Raw genomic sequence first — 17,669 nt, forward strand, 5'->3', positions numbered from 1 at the left:
CGACCCCGTCGTGTGGACCGCCCGGCGCGACACGGGCACCACCGCGTGACCCGGGCGTGTGGGACATGCCACGATAGGGTTCCCGATCCGCCCCCACCGCCTCGTGCGGTCCCTGCGCCGCGCTGCCCACGCCGTTCGTCCGGAGGATCCACCGTGCCCGTCCTGCCCGGAGCCGAGCCGTTCGTCTCCGATCCCGGAGACGGCTCGCGCGAGATCGGCGTGGTGCTCAGCCACGGGCTCACGGGCACGCCGCAGAGCATGCGGGCATGGGGCGAGTTCCTGGCCTCCGACGGCATCGGGGTGCGCGGACCCCGCCTGCCGGGCCACGGCACGCGCTGGCAGGACCTCAACCGGACCCGCTGGTCCGACTGGTACGGCGAGGTCGAGCGCGCGGTCGACGACCTCCGGCGCGAGTACCGGTCGGTGTTCGTGTTCGGGCAGTCGATGGGCGGCACGCTCACGCTGCGTCTCGCGCAGGAACGCGGGGACGACCTGGCGGGCATCGCGCTGGTCAACCCGTCGGTCACGACGCTGCGCAAGGACGCGACGATCGCGCCCTACATCCAGTGGGTGGTGCCCTTCGTGCCGGGCGTGGCCAACGACATCAAGAAGCCCGGTGTCACCGAGCTTGCCTACGACCGGCTGCCGACGCGCGCCGCGGTGTCGCTGACGGCGCTCTGGCGCCTCGTGCGCGCCGATCTCGAGCGGGTGCACCTGCCCGTCCTGCTGTTCCACTCCCCCACCGACCACGTGGTGGAGCCGGTCAACAGCGCCCTCGTCCTCCAGGGCATCTCCTCGCACGACGTGACCGACGTCGTGCTCGACGACAGCCACCACGTGGCCACCCTCGACAACGACGCCCCGAGGATCTTCTCCGACAGCCTGGCCTTCGTCCGGCGCGTGCACGACGACCGCACCGGCGGATCGCACGCCACGGACACCGCCGTCTCCACCCCAGGGACCCCCGCATGACCGCGCCCGAGCCGGACGACACCCGCCCCGACCCCGCGGACAGCGGCGTCGGCGATCCCCACCGTCCCGGCGTGCCGGACGACATCGACGCGGCCTTCGCCTCGATCGTCGCCGACTGGGCGGCCTCCGGCGCCCCGCGATGGCCGGACGAGGTGCCGGACCCGAGCGACGGGGCCGCCCAGGAGGGTCTCTCCTCCGGGCTGGGCACCGCGACGCCCCCCGGCGGTCAGCGCCGGCCGCGCGACACGTTCGACGCCGACGTCCCCCGCCCCGCCACGCGTCCGGGTGCCACGCCGCCCAGGCGGGATCCGACCGCCCAGGATCCGACCGCACAGGATCCGACCGAGCAGGACCCGCCCGCGCGCGACGTGACCCGCCCCTCGCCGAAGCCTGCCCACGACGAGCACTACGTGCCGCCGGAGCCCCCGCCACTGCCGCGCCTCGGCGTGAGCAGCCTGCTCGGCCTGGGCCTGCTGATCGTCGGGGTCGTGCTGCTCGCCGTCCCGGGCCTGCTCGGCGGGCCCGTCGGGCTCGGCATCGTGCCCGGCCTGCTGGCGATGACCGCCGGTCTCGGGTGGCTCGTGTTCGGCCTGCGGCGCGGGCGCGACACGGGTGGCGACGGCTCCGACGACGGCGCGATCCTCTAGACGCCCGCCCGCTCGCGGGCGTCGAGCGCGGCGCCCACCATCCCGGCGCGGCCCCCCAGCGTCGCGGGCCGGATCTCGGCCAGCCGGCGGTGCGCGCCCCCGGTGACCTCCTCGGCGTAGCGGCGACGCGCCCGGTCCAGGAACAGGGCGGACGACGCGGACACCTCACCGCCGACCACGACGACGTCGGGATCGAAGACGTCGGCGACCAGGGACAGCGCCTGCCCGAGCCAGTCGGCGAACTCGTCGACGACCCGCCCCGCCAGCACGTCGCCCGCCTCGGCGGCGCGGGCCACGTCCCAGCCGGTGATCGGCTGCGCGCGCTCCCACGTGGCCCGCAGCAGCGAGAACTCCTCGGTGTCGGCGACCAGCTCCTCCGCCGCGCGCCCCAGCGCGCTCCCGCTGCAGTAGCGCTCGAGGCAGCCGCGCTTGCCGCACGGGCAGGGCCGGCCACCCCGGACGACCGTGAGGTGCCCGAGCTCGGGGGCGACGCCGTGGGCCCCGCGGAACACGGCCCCGTCGACCAGCAGCGCCGCGCCGATCCCGGTGCCGAGGGCGACGAGGACGGCCACCGAGGCACCCGCGGCGGCGCCGACGCGGTGCTCGGCCAGCCCCGCCGCGTTCGCGTCGTGCTCGATCACCACGGGCAGGTCGAGGCGGGCGGCCAGCCGCTCGGCCACGGGGTCGTCGCGCCACGGCAGGTGGGCGCCGAACGCCACCGTGCGACGGTCCGGGTCGACGAACCCGGCGATCGCCAGCCCGACCGCACCGAGGCGGTGCTCCTCGGCGAGACCGCGCACGAGGTCGACGATCGCGTCGTCGAGGCCGGCGGCGTCGCGGGCGGTGGGCACGGCCGCCGTGGCGACGACGGTCCCGTCGGCGTCGATCACGCCGGCGCGCACCGAGCTGCCGCCGATGTCGACCCCGACGGTCAGCACGGAGTGTCGCCGGCGGACTCCCCGTTCCCCTCTGTCCGGCCGGGCCGCGCGGGGCGCCGGATGGGGATGCGCTGCACCGACGGCCGCGGCGAGGCGGCGGGCGGGGTGGCGGCGGGCGGCCCCGCGGCGGGCGGGGTCGCCGGGCGGGCGGGCCGCGTGGGGGGCGGTGCCGGTGCCCCGGCGGCTGTGCGGTCGGGTCCTGCGGCCGGCGGTCCGGAGGCGACGCTCGGGCGCCGGGGCGCGGGGCGGGGTCCGCCACCCGGGGGACGCGGTCCCGGCCGGGGTGCGGCACCCCGGCCTCCGGCCGGGCCGGCCGGCTCCGCGGCGGGCGTGCCGGGGGCGGGCGCGTCGGTGGTGGGCGCGTCGGTGGTGGGGGGCTCCCGGAACGCGGCCGAGCGCGGCGAGGACCGGCGGATGGGCACCCGCCGGCCGTGGGCACGGGAGCCCGCCGGGGTCGGGGCGGGCCGGGGGCTCTCGGGCTCCGGGGCGGGGGGTCCCGGGGTAGGGGGTCCCGGGGTAGGGGGTCCAGGGGTGTGGGACTCGGAGGCGGGCTCGTCCACCCGAGCCCCGTCGTCGTGAGCGGCTTCGGGCGCGCCCACACCCCAGCCGTCCCACGCGCCCCACTCGGCGGGCCAGCCGGGCGGCGGGGGCGGCGTGGTGGGCGCCGCCGACCCTGGCGTGGCGTGGTGCCCGTGGTGGTGCCCGTGCGACGGGTCCTGGTGCGCCTGCATCATCAGCCGCAGCAGGGCCATCAGCGCCGTGGCGTGCTCGGTGAGGCGGGCGGTCAGCTCGGGCTGCTCGCCCCGGAACGCGGCGACGAGCGCGCAGATCGGGCACCAGGTGCACGGCCCGGGGCTCTGCGACGGGCGCCCCGACGCCGCCCCGGGGTCCGGCGGCCCGGCGTCGAGACCGTCGACCCGCGTCCCGAGCCAGTCGAGCAGCGCGGACGCCGTGGCCCGCGCCTCGTCCGTCAGGTGGTCCCGGTCCGCGCGGTCGAACCCGCCCTGCGGCCCGGTCACGTCATCCACACGGAGCGGTCGGGGCGGAAGACGACCGAGAGCAGGTCGTCGGAGAGGTCGGCGCCGGTGACCTCGCAGCGCCGGAGAACGGGCGGCAGGGCCACGGCGCGGCGGCGGCCGTCGACGGTCACCGCCAGCTCGTCGCCGATGCGGGCGAGATCCACCTCGGCCTCCCCGATACCCGAGACGTGCAGGTCGAGCACGAACTCGCTCTCGGGGTGCGTGCCGGTGCCCGCGGTCCGCCGCACCGCGACGAGAGCGCGCCCGACGGGCCCGTCGAGAGGGTCGTCGTCGCCGTAGAGGGTGTCGGCGAGCACCGCGAGGGCGTCGACGCCGACGGGCTCACCGGCGTGGTGGGGCACGCGACGCACGGGCACGTCCCCGCCGGCGCCGACGAGGTCGGCGAGCACCGCCTCCTGCTCCGCGCGCCGCGCGCGCACCCACGTCGCGGCCTCGCCGCGTCCCCGGCCGGCGTCCGGGACGAGCCGGTTGGCGATCATCCCGTCGACGTGCAGCCCGTGCAGGGCGAGGGCCGTGAGGGTTCGCCGGGTCTCGGCCGCGACCACGCGCTCGGGGGTCAGCACGAGGCGGATGGTCGTCGTGCGGTGGTCGGCGAGCAGGGCCCGCAGGCCCGCGAGCTGCTCGGCGAGGCGGGAGAGCGAGGCCGCGGCGGCGTCCCACCGGGCCACGGTCGCGCTGCTGCCGGAGAGCCCGGCGAGCACGCCGCGCACCGCGCGGCGATGGGTCGGGAACAGGCGCTCGAGGTAGGACCCGAGCGCCTCGGGCAGGGCCAGCAGCCGCAGCGTCTCCGCCGTGGGCCCGCAGTCGACGACCACGACCTCCCACGGCCCGTCGACCGTCGCCCGGCGGACGTCCTCGAGTGCGAGGAGCTCCTCGACGCCGGGCAGGACGGTCAGCTCGTCGGCGACCATCTCGTCGACCCCGGCACCCGCCAGCAGGGTGCGGAGCTGGGTGCGCAGCGGCTCCCACGCCTCGTCGACGAGTGCGCGCGTGTCGATGTGCGCCGCGAAGAGGCCCGGGAAGGTGTCGGGGGCGACCTCGGCGGGGGTGCCGTCGAGGCGCACGGCGAAGGCGTCCCCCAGGGAGTGGGCGGGGTCCGCCGAGAGGGCGAGCACCTTGCGCCCCGCGCGCGCGAGCGCCACCGCCGTCGCCGCAGCCGTGGTGGTCTTCCCGACCCCACCCTTGCCGGTGAACAGCAGGACCCGCACTAGCCCTCCACGCGACGCTTCAGCCCGGTCAGCGCTTGGTCCATGATGCGCTTCTCGGCGCGGCGCTTGAGCATGCCCGGCAGCGGAACGCTGAGGTCCACCGACAGCGTGTACGTGACCTCGGTGGTCCCCCCGTCCTCGGCCAGGCGGTAGCGGCCCCGCTGGGAGCGCTGCATCTGCCCGGAGACCAGGTCCCACGTGACGCCGTCGTCCACCCAGTCGTAGGCCAGCACGTAGGTGTCCTTGATCGGCCCGGCGTCGAGCGAGAATCGGACCTGCTCGGGGCGTCCCTCGTCGTCGTGGGTGAGCACCGTGGCCGCGGTGATCGAGTCCGCCCACTCGGGATACGCGTCGAAATCGGCGATGACCCCGAGGACGTCGGGGGCCGGCGCCGCGATCGTGATGGATTGCGTCGACTCGTCGGCCATGGCGCGAGAGGCTACCGTCGCGCCCCCGGCGGGCAGCACGCGCCGTGCGGCCGGGGACATGGGCGGTGACATGGCCCGGGGCGTGAACCGTGACCCCGGCCTCACCCCGTCACACCGACGTGACCGGGGACTCCCCGCCCGGCGGCACCCCGGGCGGCCGCCCGGCCTCCAGCCGGTCCTTGAGCGCGAACGCCACGGCCTTCGCGGCCCGCTGCCGGCGCACGCCCTCGCGGGTCGCGGCCCGGCGCGAGAGCGGCTCGCCGACGGGATCGACCCGCAGGAACCAGTGCAGCACCGTGCCGTCGCCCACGGCCTCGAGCCACACCTCCATGCTGCCGGTCCAGGCGTCGCCGACGACGCTCCAGCGCAGGCCCTTCGCGCCCCGGTCGGTGAACACCCGCAGCGCGAGGTCCGGCCAGAACCGGCGCCAGGCGGCGGGGTCGGCGAACTCGGCGGCGAGGCGCTCGGGCGGCACGGCGAGGAAGGTCTCGTCCACCACGTCCACGGTCGCCACGCCGCCAGCGTGACAGGACCCGTGCGGCACGCCGTCCGGGGTCACGGATGGGGGGATTGTCCGGCTACCGGGAGGTAGTGCGCCGCGACTAGGGTCACAACCGACGCAGCGAGGCGCGCGGGGCAGGAGTGGAGCGAGATGCAGCAGTACACGGAGCCGGCGACCGCGAAGGTGGCCGACGACGACAACCTCACCGCCGCGCCGTGGGCCAATGCCGACGCGCACGGCAGCGACGTCGCCTACCGCCGCCTGGTCGACGACCAGTGGCAGGACGTCACGTTCTCGACCTTCCGTGACGAGGTCGCCACCGCCGCGAAGGGCTTCCTCGCCGCGGGGCTGCAGCCCGGCGACCGGGTGGGCCTCATCTCGCAGACACGCTACGAGTGGACGCTGCTCGACTACGCCCTCTGGGCGGCTGGCGCGGTCACCCTCCCGATCTACGAGACCTCGTCGTCCGACCAGGTCGAGTGGTGCCTCTCCGACTCCGGCGCCAAGGGCGTGATCGTCGAGTCCGACGAGCACCGCGCCATCGTGGAGAACCTGCGCGAGAAGCTCCCCGAGCTCGAGCACGTCTGGCAGATCGACGGCGCCGACGGTGCGGTGAGCGCCCTGCGCGACGCCGGTGCGGAGGTCGACGACGCGACGCTCGAGGAGCGGCGGACGTCGGTGCACGCCGACGACCTCGCGACGCTGATCTACACCTCGGGCACCACGGGCCGCCCCAAGGGCTGCGAGATCACCCACCGCAACCTGCTGTTCGAGGTGCGCGCGGTCGCCGAGACGTTCTCGGACCTCATGCAGCCCGGCAACTCGACGCTCCTGTTCCTCCCGCTCGCGCACATCTTCGCCCGCGTCATCCAGTGCGCCGCGATGGAGTACCGCTACACGATCGGCCACTTCGCGGACACGAAGAAGCTGACCACCGAGCTGCCCCGCTTCCGGCCCGACTTCCTGCTCTCCGTGCCGCGCGTCTTCGAGAAGGTCTACAACGGCGCCAAGGTCAAGGCGCACAACGACGGCAAGGGCCGGATCTTCGACATGGCCGAGGCGACGGCCGTCTCGTACAGCGAGTCGCTCGACGCGGGCGGCCCCGGCGTCGTCCTGCGCCTGCAGCACGCCCTGTTCGACAAGCTCGTGTACGGCAAGCTGCGGGCCGCGCTCGGCGGGAAGTGCACGGGCGCGGTCTCCGGTGGCTCGGCGCTCGGGGCGCGCATCGGGCACTTCTTCCGCGGCATCGGCGTCCCGATCCACGAGGGCTACGGGCTGACCGAGACCAGCGCGGCGATCACCGCCAACCCGAACCGGGCGATCAAGGTCGGCACCGTCGGCAAGGCCATCCCCGGCGTCACGATCGCCATCGGCGAGGACGGCGAGATCCTCGCCAAGGGCGACGTCGTGTTCCGCGGCTACTGGAACAACCCCGAGGCGACCGCGTCGACGATCGTCGACGGCTGGTTCCACACCGGCGATCTCGGCAGCCTCGACGAGGACGGCTACCTCTCGATCACCGGCCGCAAGAAGGAGCTCATCGTCACCGCGGGCGGCAAGAACGTCGCCCCCGCGGTGCTCGAGGACCGCGTGCGCGCCCACCGCCTCGTCAGCCAGGCCCTCGTCGTCGGCGACAACCGGCCCTACATCGGCGCCCTCATCACCCTCGACCCCGAGGCCCTGCCCGGCTGGAGCTCCGAGCACGGCAAGGACGCCGCGGACGCGGCCACCCTCGCCGAGGACGCCGACCTGCAGGCCGAGATCTCGAGCGCGATCGACGACGCCAACCGCGCCGTCTCCAAGGCCGAGGCCATCAAGCAGTGGCGCATCCTCGCCAGCGACTTCACCGAGGAGAGCGGCGAGCTCACCCCGACGATGAAGCTCAAGCGCAACGTGATCACGGAGAACCGCGCCGCCGACATCGAGGCGGTGTACGAGAAGAGCTGACCGCGCGCTCCGCCGACGAACGAACGGCGCTTTCGCTGCGTCGGTAGCAGCGAAAGCGCCGTTCGTTCTTTCCGGGCTACGCCGAACGGCTCAGCCGGCGGCCAGCGCGCGCAGGCGGGCGGCGCGGGCGTCCCAGGTCCAGTCGGCGCGCATCCAGCGCCGGCCGGCCTCGCCCATCGCGCGCGCTTCGTCGGGGTCGGCGAGCACGCTCGCGAGGGTGTCGGCGACGTCGGTGGCGTCGCGGCCGTCGACGAGACGCCCCGTCTCGCCCGGCCGGACGGTCTCGGGCGCGCCGCCGGAGCGCCCGGCGACGACGGGCACGCCGGCCGCCTGCGCCTCGAGGAGCACGATCCCCAGCCCCTCGACGTCCAGGCCCCCGCCGAGCGTGCGGCAGGGCAGCGCGGAGACGTCGGCCGCGGCGTGGTGCCCCGCGACCTCGTCGGGGGCCATCGGGCCGGTGAACACCACGTGGTCGGCCACCCCGTGGCGGCGCGCGAGCCGACGGAGCCGGTCGCGGTCGGGCCCGTCGCCGGCGATCATCAGCGCCGTCCCGGGCACCGCCGTGCGCAGGCGCGGGAGGGCGGCGATCAGCACGTCCTGGCCCTTGCGGCGCACCAGCCGCGACACGCACACCACGAGCGGGCGCTCCCCCAGCCCGTGCCGGCGGCGGATCGTCTCGCGGGCACCGGGATCGGGCCGGAACCGGAAGGTGTCGATGCCCGACGGCAGCGGCTCGAGCGCGGCGTCCGGGCCCATGGCCGGCGCGATGCGGCCGCGCGTGTAGCGGCTGACGGTGGTGACGACGTGGCAGTCGCCCCCGATGCGCCGCAGCGCCTGGCGGCTGCCCGGCAGCATCGACCAGCCGACCTCGTGCCCGTGCGTGCTCGCGAGCACCCGGCCGGCCCCGCCACGCCGCAGCGCCGGCGCCATCAGCCCGAGCGGCGCGGCCGCCCCGAACCACACGGTCTCGATCCCCTGGGAGCGCACGATCTCGGCGGCCCGCCGGGTGGCCCCGGGCGTCGGCAGCATCATCGTGGTCGGCAGGCGGTGGACCTCGAAGGGCTGCGCCGCGTCGAACGTCCGGCACGCCTCGACGGCCTCCGGCGCGCGCGCCCAGGTGGAGGCCAGCACCACCAGCTCGTCGGGCGGGAGGTGCGTGGCGAGGGCATGGAGGTAGGACTGGATCCCGCCCGGCCGGGGCGGGAAGTCGTTGGTGACCAGCAGCGTGCGCGCCACCGCGGGAGCGTGTCACGGCCCCCCGCGCGCCCCGCGACGGGCTACGAGGCCCAGCGGCGGAGGAACTCGACCGCCGCCGCGTCGACGACCTCCGGGTGCGAGGCGCTCAGGAAGTGCTGCCCGCCCTCGACGATCCGCAGCTCGGCCTCCGGAGAGCGCGTGAAGCGGCCGATCTCGTCCTGGGCGTTGGCCACCGAGTACACGGGGTCCGCCGTGCCGTGCAGCCAGAGGACGGGGCACCGGACCTCGTCGAGCCGGCCGTGCAGCCCGTCGCGGTCCCGCAGGTTGATCGAGCTCGTCCGCAGCCGCCGGCGCCCGGCGTCGCCGGTGTAGTTCCGCTGGTGGGTCGCGTGCCAGAAGTCCCGCTCCTCCGCACTCACGTCCGGACCGAATCCCTCCGCGAGCACCGCATCGACGAGCTCGACGGGGATCACCCAGTCGTCGTCGACGGGCTCGGCGAGGGCGTCGATCGCGGGGGTGCAGAACGAGATGCCGTCCCAGCAGCCGAGCTCGCGGCTCCGCGGACTCTCGAAGTCCATCGACGTGCCGAGCGGGATGACGCCCTGGACGACGTCGGGCGCGAGCAGCGCCATACGCACGGCGATCCAGCCGCCCTGGGAGGTCCCGAGCACGAACGCCCGGCCAATGCCGAGGGCGTCGAGGACGCCGAGGGCGGCCGCCGCGCTGTCCCAGTAGGTGTAGTCGGCGTACCCGGCGCGGGTACTGCCGTGGCCGTAGGGCTCGATCGCGAGGAGGTTGGCGGTCCGCCGGAGCTCCTCGTCGGCGAACTGCGGCCGGTAGAGATCCACCGACGTGGTGAACGAGTTGGAGAGCACCAGCGTCGGGAGCGACGCGTCGTACGGCGCGGCGAGCGCGTACCCGATGGTCGAGGAACCGAGGTGGGGCACGGTGACCGTGTCGGCGACGCTCATGGTCCGGAGCGTGTGACCCGGACCACGGTCGTGTCAATCGGCCGGGTCGATCAGAGGACGACGCGCCGGACTCCGGAGAGGTTGCTGCGGACCTGGGAGACCTTGACGACGTCGCCGGACTGGGGGGCCTCGAGGAACTTGCCGTCGCCGACGTAGAAGCCGACGTGGGTGACGGGCTCGTTGAAGAACAGCAGGTCACCGGGCCGGGCGTCCGGGAAGGACACCGGGATGCCGATGAGGGCCTGCTGGCGCGACACCCGCGGCAGCCCGACCCCGACCTGGCGGTAGGCCCACTGGACCAGCCCTGAGCAGTCGTAGGTGCTCGGCCCGGTGGCGCCCCACAGGTAGGGCTTGCCCTGCTGGGTGAGCGCCGCCTTGAGGGCCTCGATGGCGATCCCGGTGCCGGCGATGTCGGTGGGGAAGTTCGTGGTGCCGCCGCGGCGCAGCGCGGCCAGGGTCTCGGGTGAGGCGTCGGCGAGGGCCTGCTCGGCCGCAGCGACCTCGCGGTCGGCGTCGTCCTTGCGGCGCTGCGCCTCGTCGGCGGTGCGCTGCGCGTCGGCCACGGAGCGCTCGGCGTCGAGCGCGCGGGCGTCGGCGTCGCGCTCGGCGCCCTCGGCGACCGCGGTGGCGTCGAGGAAGCGCTGGACAAGGACACGGTTCTCCTCGGAGATGGTGTCCAGCAGCGAGGTGCGGTCGAGGTAGGCCTGCGGGGACTCCGCACCCAGCAGCGCACCCAGCGGGTCGAGCTGCCCGCCCTGGAAGGCGGCGCGGGAGACCTGGTCGACCTCGCCGAAGGCGACGTCGCGCTCGGCGCGGGCGGCGTCGGCGACCTCGCGGGCGGCGTCGGCCTCGCCGCGGGTGCGCTCGGCCTCGCCCCGGCGGACCCCGAGCTGCTCCTCCGCGTCCAGCGACGCCTCCGTGGCGTCGGCCGCGCGGGCGTTGGCCTGGGCGAGGGACGTGACGGCGTCGGAGGCTCCGGGCGGGACGATGGGGTCGGCCCACGCGGAACCCGCGGGCCCGGCTCCGAGCCCCGCCCCGGACGCGAGCAGTGCGACGACGGCCGTGACGACCACGGCCACCGAGAGGCGGCGGCGAGCGCCGCGATCCGCGGGGCGGGGAGACACCACGGTGTCGTCGGGTCCTCTCTGCGCTGCCCGGCACAGCCGCGACCCCGGACCCTCCGGCCACCCGCACGGGGCGGCCCGGGACCGGACGTCTCGGCCCCCGACGGCCACCATCCGGAGCCCACGGCGCCCTGCTCGGGCAGCGGTGGGTGCGCGGACTCTAACCGACCGTGCTCGGCCCTCCGCACGCGGCGGCGGCGATCGGCGGGCGCCCGGGCGGCGGAGGGCCAGGCGCGCGCCGGGCGGCGCGCGTTCACCCCACGCCCCGGGCCCGCCGCGCCCCCACGACGCCGGCCGGACGTTCGCGCGGCGGCGCCGCCGGGGGCACCAGTCGCAGCCGCGGGATGAGCCCGTGGTCGGCCAGGACCTCGAGCGCGCGCTGCTCCACCGGGCCGAACTCCAGCGGCAGCGGACCGCCGGGCTCGTCCGGGGACGGCGTGGCCCGGGCCGGGACCGTCGGCGTGCCGAGCAGCACCCCGACGACGCAGTCGTCGCAGGCGATGTCCCGCACCGTGCAGGTGTCGCAGTCGATGAGCACAGCGGCCTCCCAGTGGTGTCGACGGCCTCTCGACGGCCTCGACGCCCTCGGCCCCCGGCAGGTCCGGGGTCATGCTGCGCACGCTAGGAGCGACCCCCGACAACGCCGCTCCACGAGTTCGCGCAGGGCCCTCAGATGCGCGCGAGCCGCCCCAGCAGGACGCTCGAGGGCACCGGGTGGGCGCCGCTGCGGCGCACCGAGTCGACGACGGCGCGGTCGGACGTCACCACCACCAGCGGGCGGCCCTCCGGCTCCGCCCCGACCAGCGAACGGATGAGGTCGTCGGCGAGCACGCCGGCGTCGCTGAAGAGCACCCGCACCCCCCGCACCGAGTGCGTGGGCACCCCGGTGATCCCCGCACCGTCGAAGACGAGCGTCGTCTCGGCGCCGGTGCGCGCCGCGAGCGGCTGGACCGCGGCGACCAGGCGCTCGCGCTGCGCGGCGAGCGACAGCTCCGGCCAGCCCGTCTTGGTGACGTTGTAGCCGTCGACCATGAGGTGCACCTCGGGCAGCGCCAGCAGCCGGTCGAGCGCGGCCGGGTCGGTGACCCGCGCCTTCGGGGCCGCTCCCGACCCGGCGCCGACCAGCTCCGCGGGCCGCGTCCCGGTGTCCCCCGGCCGCAGGCCGAGCTCCCGGCGCAGGCCCTCCGCGGCGCCCGCGACGGTGTCGACGAGCAGGGCCAGGCGCGCGTCGTCGGCCCGCCGAGCCTCCACCGAGGCGCGCCGGACCCCGGCGAGCTCGTCGGCGGCACGGCGCGCGCGCTCCTCGGCGTGGGCCGCGGCCTCGCGGGCCCGGTCGCGCTCGCGGCGCAGCTCCGCCATCTCGGCGCGCAGCCCGCCCTCGCCCGCGTCCCGGGCGGCCCGCAGCTCGGCGGCCTCGTCCTCGGCGCGCCGCACCCGCGTGCCCTGCTCGCGGAGGCGGGCGCGGAGCTTCGCGATCTCGTCGCGGTTCTCCTCGGCGGTGGCCTCGACCGCGGCGCGGGCCTGCTCGCGGTCCGCGGTGAGCCGCCGCACCTCGCCCTCGAGCTTCTCGACCTTCGCGACCGCGGCGTCGCGCTCGGAGCGGGCGCGGGCGGCGTCGGCGCGTTCCCCCAGGTCACGGACCAGGATCGAGCCCTCGTCCCGGCCCTCGAGCACGGCCACGGCCGCGGCGTGCACCGGGTCGTGGACCTCCGGGCGCCACCGTGCGGGCTGCTCCTCGGTCCACCAGCCGACGACGGACGCGGCGAACCCCTCCACGCTCCCCAGGGCCGTGAGCAGCGGCCCCGCACCGGCGCGGGCCCGCTTCGACGGCGCGAACCGGGACACCGCGCGCACCGGAGGGGGCAGGTCGGTGACCGGCATGTGCCCGACGGCCACGGACGCGAGCTCGGCCACCTTCGCCCGCACGGCCTCGGGCGCCCGCTCGAGGAGCTGGACGCGGACGGCGGCCCGGGCGGCCTCGTCGGGGACGTCCCCGTCGGTGGGGACGTCGGTGGGGACGTCGGTGGGGACGTCGGTGGGCACGTCGGCGGGTGCCCCCGTCGCCGCACCGTCGCCGTCGGCCTCCATGACCGCCCAGGCTAGCCCTGCCGAGGTCGCGATCCGGGCCGGTCAGGCCCGGTGCGGCGCGTGCTCGGCCGGGGACTGTCGGGGGGCACCCCTAGCGTCCCGCCGCGATGGACGCCCCCGCCCGTCCGGTCACCGGTCCGGACCCCCAGCTCTCGTTCGGCGAGCTCGGCACGCCCCTGTCGGCCGTCACGTTCGTCGTGGTCGACCTGGAGACCACGGGTGGCCCGCCCGACTCGGACGCGATCACCGAGATCGGGGCGGTCAAGGTGCGCGGCGGCGAGATCGTCGGCGAGTTCGCGACGCTCGTCGACCCGGGCGTCGCCGTGCCCCCGCAGATCGTCTCGCTCACCGGCATCACGACGGCGATGGTCCGGGACGCCCCGCGGCTGCCCGCGGTCCTGCCGGGTCTGCTGGAGTTCTGCGCCGGGGCGGTGCTCGTGGCCCACAACGCGCCGTTCGACGTCGGGCACCTGCGCGCGGCCTGCCGGCGTCACGGCCCGCCGTGGCCGCGCCCGGCGGTGGTGTGCACGGCGCGGCTCGGGCGCCGCGTCCTGTCCCGCGACGAGGCGCCGTCGTGCCGGCTCTCGGCCCTGGCGGCGCTCTTCCGGGCGGGCACGCGCCCGATCCACCGCGCCCTGGACGACGCGCGGGCCACCGTCGACGTCCTGCACGGGCTGCTCGAGCGCGTCGGGGGCCGCGGCGTCTCGACGCTCGAGGACCTGCTGGCGCTGCAGGTCGAGGTCAGCCCGGTCCAGCGCGCCAAGCGCCACCTGGCCGACGCCGTCCCCGAGCAGCCCGGCGTCTACCTGTTCCGCGGGCCCGGCGACGAGGTGCTCTACGTCGGCACCAGCGGCGACCTGCGACGACGCGTGCGCTCCTACTTCACCGGTGGCGACAAGCGGGCCCGCATCAAGGAGATGATCGGGCTGGTCGAGCGGGTCGACTGGGTGGTGTGCGCCCACGCCCTCGAGGCCGAGGTCCGGGAGCTGCGCCTGCTCGCCGGGCACGCGCCCCGCTACAACCGGCGCTCGCGCTTCCCGCACCGTGGCTGGTGGGTCGCGCTCACCGACGAGCCCTTCCCCCGGCTCTCCGTGGTCCGCACCCCGCGCGCCGACGCCGTCGGCCCCTTCGGGCGCCGTCCCGACGCCGTGGCCGCGGTCCAGGCCCTGCAGGACGCCCTCCCGCTGCGGCCGTGCACCCAGCGCATCCCGGCGCGCGGCGCGTCCGGAACGCCGTGCGCGCTGCACGAGATGGGCCGGTGCGGGGCGCCGTGCGCGGGCCACGTGGACGTCGCGGCCTACCGGCCCGTGGTCGACGACGCCCGGGCGCTCGTCCGCGGCGCCGACGACGCGGGGCTGCGCCGGCTCTCGGCGACGGTGGGCGACCTCGCGGCCGCCGAGCGCTTCGAGGACGCCGCGGCCCACCGCGACCGCCTCGCCGATCTCGCCGCCGCCCTCGGGCGCGTCCAGCGCCTGTCCGCCGTGGCCGGGGCGCCGGAGATGATCGCCGCCCGCCCGGACGGGGAGCGCGGGTGGGACCTCGCGGTCGTCCGGCACGGACGTCTGGCGGCGGCGGGACGCGCCCGCCGGGGCGTGCCGCCGATGCCGGTGGTCGAGGCCCTCGTGGCCTCCGCCGAGACGGTGCGCCCCGGCGACGGCCCGCTGTGCGGCGCACCGCCGGAGGAGGTCGCCGTCGTCACCCGCTGGCTCGAACGGCCCGGGACGCGGATGGTCCGCACCACCACCCCGTGGGCGATGCCGGCCGCCGGGGCCGGCGCGTGGGCCGGGTGGGTCGGGCGGGCGCGCGAGGCACGGCGCGAGCCTGCGGGTGCACCGGGCGAGCCGCCCTAGACTCTCGGAACCCGGGGCCGGGCGGCCGGCCCCCGAGCCACACCCGAGCGACGAGGAGGGCCCGTTGATCACGGCCTTCGTGCTGGTCCACGCCGACGCCGACCACATCCCCGAGACCGCCCAGGCCATCGCGGACCTCGACGGCGTCGCGGAGGTGTACTCCTGCGCCGGCGACGTCGACCTGGTCGCCGTGGTCCGCGTCCGGGAGCACGAGCAGCTCGCGGACGTCATCGCCGGCGGGCTGAGCCGCGTGTCCGGGGTGCGCAGCACCTCCACGCACATCGCCTTCCGCTCCTACTCCTCGAGCGACGACGCCTCGGCGTTCTCGATGGGGCTCGACTAGCGGGCCCCGCCCTCATTCACGCCCTCATTCACGCCCTCAGTCACGGACGGCACGGGCGACCGCCGACCAGCGCTCGAGCAGCGCCGCGGCGGCCCCCGAGTCGACCGCCTCGGCGGCCCGGCGCATCCCGGTCGCCACACCGGCGTGCAGGTCGGTCATCGCCGTGCCGGTGACGGACTCCTCGTGGGCGGCGAGCGCGGCGCCGGCGTTGAGCAGCACCGCGTCCCGGACCGCCCCGGGCTCGCCGGCGAACACCGCGCGGGCCACCGCGGCGTTGTGGGCGGCGTCCCCGCCCCGCAGCGCCCCGGGACCGGAGACCGGCACGCCCAGCGCGGTCGGGTCGAGCGTCTCCACCCGCACCCCGCCCGGTCCGGCGTGCCAGACGGTGGTCGTGGTCGCGGTGGTGACCTCGTCGAGCCCGTCGTCGCCTCGCACGACCACGGCGCGGTCCCCGCGCGCGGCGAGCACCTCGGCGAGGATCGGGGCGAAGCGCAGGTCGGCGCACCCGATCAGCGCCGCGCCCGGGCGGGCCGGGTTGGTCAGCGGCCCGAGCAGGTTGAACGCGGTCGGCACACCGAGCTGGCCGCGCACCGGGCCGGCGTGGCGCATCGCCGGGTGGAAGACCTGGGCGAAGCAGAACCCGATGCCGACCTCGGCGACGCAGCGGGCGACGGCGTCGGGACCGAGGTCGACCGGCACGCCGAGGGCCTCGAGGACGTCCACCGACCCGCTCTGCGACGAGGCGGCGCGCCCGCCGTGCTTCACGACGCGGGCACCGGCCGCGGCCATCACGACGGCCGCCATGGTCGAGATGTTCACGGTGTGCGCGCCGTCGCCGCCGGTGCCGACGATGTCGACCACCGGGCCGGGGACGTCCACGGGCCGGGCGTGGGCGAGCATCGCCGTCGCCAGCCCCGCGATCTCCGGGGCCGTCTCCCCCTTGGCCCGCAGGGCCACGACGAACCCCGCGACCTGCGCGGGCGAGGCCTCGCCCGACATCACCTGGTCCATCGCCCACTCGGTGTCGTCCGCGGCGAGGTCCTGCCCCGCCAGCAGTCGCCCGAGCAGGCCCGGCCAGCTCGGGGCCGCTGCGACCGGCGTCCCCACCGCGGCCGTCACCCGCGGACGGCGGGGGCGGACCGCTCCCGCAGAACGGTGGCGACGGTCTCGGCGGCCGTCACCGGGTCCAGCGGCTGCACGAGGACGGCGTCGGCCTGCGACCAGGTCGCGAGCCAGTGGTCGTCGCGACGCCGGACGACGACGATGATCGGCGGCGGGTCGTCGCTCTCGTTCTTGATCTGGCGGCACACCCCCATCCCGCCGGTGGGCTGCGCCTCCCCGTCGAGGACCGCGAGGTCGATCTCGCCGGCGTCGAAGGACCCGAGGACGTCCCCGATGCTCTCCGCCTCGACGAAGCGCAGTCGAGGCAGGTCGGGCGCGGGGCGACGCCCCACGGCGCTGGAGATGGCCTCGCGCACCTCCGGACGATGGCTCATCACCACGACCGTGAGTGTGGGGCTCGGGGCGCTCATGGGGCGGATGCTATCCGGCGGACCCCGTGGGCACCGAGCCCCACGACCACCGGCCGCGCCACGCCCGACGATCGGTACGACGAATCGACGTACGACGGCGGGTAGGAGAACCTGCAGGTGAGGGGCGTGCAGGTCGCGGCGGGTGCGGACCGTCTCCCGACGACGGCACGATCCGCCCTCGCCCCGACGGGCTGGTGTCGGGCAGAGGTGTCATCATGACGCCCGTGACGACCGCCCAGGGTGCGCCGGCGCCTTCCTTCAGCGCGAGGATTCACTCCCTCAACCGGCCCAACGTCGTGAGCGTGGGGACCATCATCTGGCTCTCCAGCGAGCTGATGTTCTTCGCCGGGCTGTTCGCCATGTACTTCGTCGCGCGTGCGAACGCGACGGAGGGATGGCCACCGGAGCCCACCGAGCTCGACGTGCCGTACGCGCTGGTGAACACGATCATCCTCGTGGCCTCGTCGTTCACGTGCCAGTACGGCGTGTTCGCGGCGGAGCGCGGCGACGTGTTCGGTCTCCGCCGCTGGTACGCGATCACGTTCGTGATGGGCACGATCTTCGTGCTCGGGCAGGTCTTCGAGTACCACACTCTCGTCACCGAGCACGCGACGACGATCTCCAGCAGCTCCTACGGGTCCGTCTTCTACATCACCACCGGATTCCACGCGCTGCACGTTACGGGCGGCCTGATCGCGTTCATCCTGCTCATAGCCCGCACGTTCCTGAGTCGGTTCACACCGGCGCAGGCCACGGCGGCGATCGTCGTCTCGTACTACTGGCACTTCGTGGACGTGGTCTGGATCGGCCTGTTCGCGGTCATCTACTTCATCCGCTGACCCGTGTCGGCGACCCCGCAAGGCCCGCAGGACCAACCGCACC

18 protein-coding genes are annotated in these 17,669 nt (G+C 76.1%); 6 read left to right on the plus strand and 12 right to left on the minus strand.

Going from position 1 to position 17,669, the window contains the following annotated elements; all coding sequences use genetic code 11:
* The first annotated feature begins 153 nt into the window (after window positions 1-153).
* Together PH189_RS18020 and PH189_RS18025 are read left to right on the plus strand one after the other, a co-directional pair.
* Complete coding sequence (locus PH189_RS18020; RefSeq protein ID WP_274190198.1) at window positions 154-972, plus strand: alpha/beta hydrolase; 819 nt, start codon at window positions 154-156, stop codon at window positions 970-972.
* On the plus strand, window positions 969-1,619 hold the full coding sequence (locus PH189_RS18025; protein WP_274190199.1) for a hypothetical protein: 651 nt from the start codon (window positions 969-971) through the stop codon (window positions 1,617-1,619). The genes PH189_RS18020 and PH189_RS18025 overlap by 4 nt, the downstream gene beginning before the upstream one ends.
* Here the strand turns inward: PH189_RS18025 and PH189_RS18030 are convergent.
* The 5 genes from PH189_RS18030 to PH189_RS18050 all read right to left on the minus strand — a co-directional run bounded on the left by PH189_RS18030 (window position 1,616) and on the right by PH189_RS18050 (window position 5,747).
* Window positions 1,616-2,557 (minus strand): ROK family protein, encoded by a 942-nt coding sequence (locus PH189_RS18030; protein ID WP_274190200.1) that lies wholly within the window; start codon window positions 2,555-2,557, stop codon window positions 1,616-1,618. The genes PH189_RS18025 and PH189_RS18030 overlap by 4 nt on opposite strands.
* On the minus strand, window positions 2,551-3,576 hold the full coding sequence (locus tag PH189_RS18035) for a hypothetical protein (protein ID WP_274190201.1): 1,026 nt from the start codon (window positions 3,574-3,576) through the stop codon (window positions 2,551-2,553). Before PH189_RS18035 ends, PH189_RS18030 begins: the two co-directional genes overlap by 7 nt.
* Window positions 3,573-4,805, minus strand: coding sequence for an ArsA family ATPase (locus PH189_RS18040; RefSeq protein WP_274190202.1), 1,233 nt, complete (start codon window positions 4,803-4,805; stop codon window positions 3,573-3,575). Before PH189_RS18040 ends, PH189_RS18035 begins: the two co-directional genes overlap by 4 nt.
* On the minus strand, window positions 4,805-5,233 hold the full coding sequence (locus tag PH189_RS18045; RefSeq protein WP_274190203.1) for an SRPBCC family protein: 429 nt from the start codon (window positions 5,231-5,233) through the stop codon (window positions 4,805-4,807). Before PH189_RS18045 ends, PH189_RS18040 begins: the two co-directional genes overlap by 1 nt.
* Window positions 5,234-5,342: 109 nt before the next feature.
* The gene (locus PH189_RS18050; protein WP_274190204.1) at window positions 5,343-5,747 is read right to left on the minus strand and encodes a polyketide cyclase / dehydrase and lipid transport; all 405 of its coding nucleotides are present in this window, start codon (window positions 5,745-5,747) and stop codon (window positions 5,343-5,345) included.
* A gap of 138 nt (window positions 5,748-5,885) precedes the next feature.
* Between PH189_RS18050 and PH189_RS18055 the strand changes: the two genes are divergently transcribed.
* Window positions 5,886-7,682 (plus strand): AMP-dependent synthetase/ligase, encoded by a 1,797-nt coding sequence (locus tag PH189_RS18055; protein WP_274190205.1) that lies wholly within the window; start codon window positions 5,886-5,888, stop codon window positions 7,680-7,682.
* Between the two features lie 90 nt (window positions 7,683-7,772).
* Here PH189_RS18055 and PH189_RS18060 read toward each other — a convergent pair whose 3' ends face one another.
* From PH189_RS18060 to PH189_RS18080, 5 genes are all read right to left on the minus strand, one after another.
* Complete coding sequence (locus PH189_RS18060; RefSeq protein ID WP_274190206.1) at window positions 7,773-8,918, minus strand: glycosyltransferase family 4 protein; 1,146 nt, start codon at window positions 8,916-8,918, stop codon at window positions 7,773-7,775.
* A 41-nt stretch (window positions 8,919-8,959) separates the two neighbouring features.
* A complete protein-coding gene (locus PH189_RS18065) occupies window positions 8,960-9,850 on the minus strand; it encodes an alpha/beta fold hydrolase (protein ID WP_274190207.1) in 891 nt (296 codons plus the stop codon).
* Between the two features lie 50 nt (window positions 9,851-9,900).
* A complete protein-coding gene (locus tag PH189_RS18070) occupies window positions 9,901-10,977 on the minus strand; it encodes a C40 family peptidase (protein ID WP_274190208.1) in 1,077 nt (358 codons plus the stop codon).
* A gap of 250 nt (window positions 10,978-11,227) precedes the next feature.
* The gene (locus PH189_RS18075; protein ID WP_274190209.1) at window positions 11,228-11,512 is read right to left on the minus strand and encodes a hypothetical protein; all 285 of its coding nucleotides are present in this window, start codon (window positions 11,510-11,512) and stop codon (window positions 11,228-11,230) included.
* Window positions 11,513-11,643: 131 nt separating this feature from the next.
* Window positions 11,644-13,062, minus strand: coding sequence for an NYN domain-containing protein (locus PH189_RS18080; protein WP_274190210.1), 1,419 nt, complete (start codon window positions 13,060-13,062; stop codon window positions 11,644-11,646).
* A gap of 107 nt (window positions 13,063-13,169) precedes the next feature.
* Between PH189_RS18080 and PH189_RS18085 the strand changes: the two genes are divergently transcribed.
* A complete protein-coding gene (locus tag PH189_RS18085; RefSeq protein WP_274190211.1) occupies window positions 13,170-14,912 on the plus strand; it encodes a DEDD exonuclease domain-containing protein in 1,743 nt (580 codons plus the stop codon).
* A gap of 64 nt (window positions 14,913-14,976) precedes the next feature.
* A complete protein-coding gene (locus tag PH189_RS18090) occupies window positions 14,977-15,255 on the plus strand; it encodes an Lrp/AsnC family transcriptional regulator (RefSeq protein WP_274190212.1) in 279 nt (92 codons plus the stop codon).
* 36 nt (window positions 15,256-15,291) lie between these two features.
* Here PH189_RS18090 and trpD read toward each other — a convergent pair whose 3' ends face one another.
* Entirely contained in the window at window positions 15,292-16,374 is a 1,083-nt protein-coding gene (trpD, locus tag PH189_RS18095) for an anthranilate phosphoribosyltransferase (protein WP_274190213.1), read from the minus strand.
* Window positions 16,371-16,787 (minus strand): response regulator transcription factor, encoded by a 417-nt coding sequence (locus PH189_RS18100; protein WP_274190214.1) that lies wholly within the window; start codon window positions 16,785-16,787, stop codon window positions 16,371-16,373. Before PH189_RS18100 ends, trpD begins: the two co-directional genes overlap by 4 nt.
* 215 nt (window positions 16,788-17,002) lie before the next feature.
* On the opposite strand from PH189_RS18100, the gene ctaE reads away from it, so the two are divergent.
* Window positions 17,003-17,626, plus strand: a complete 624-nt coding sequence (gene ctaE / locus PH189_RS18105) for an aa3-type cytochrome oxidase subunit III (protein ID WP_274190215.1) — start codon at window positions 17,003-17,005, stop codon at window positions 17,624-17,626.
* Window positions 17,627-17,669 lie beyond the last annotated feature (43 nt).

The organism is Actinomycetospora chibensis (assembly GCF_028737215.1).
Lineage (GTDB): Bacteria > Actinomycetota > Actinomycetes > Mycobacteriales > Pseudonocardiaceae > Actinomycetospora > Actinomycetospora chibensis.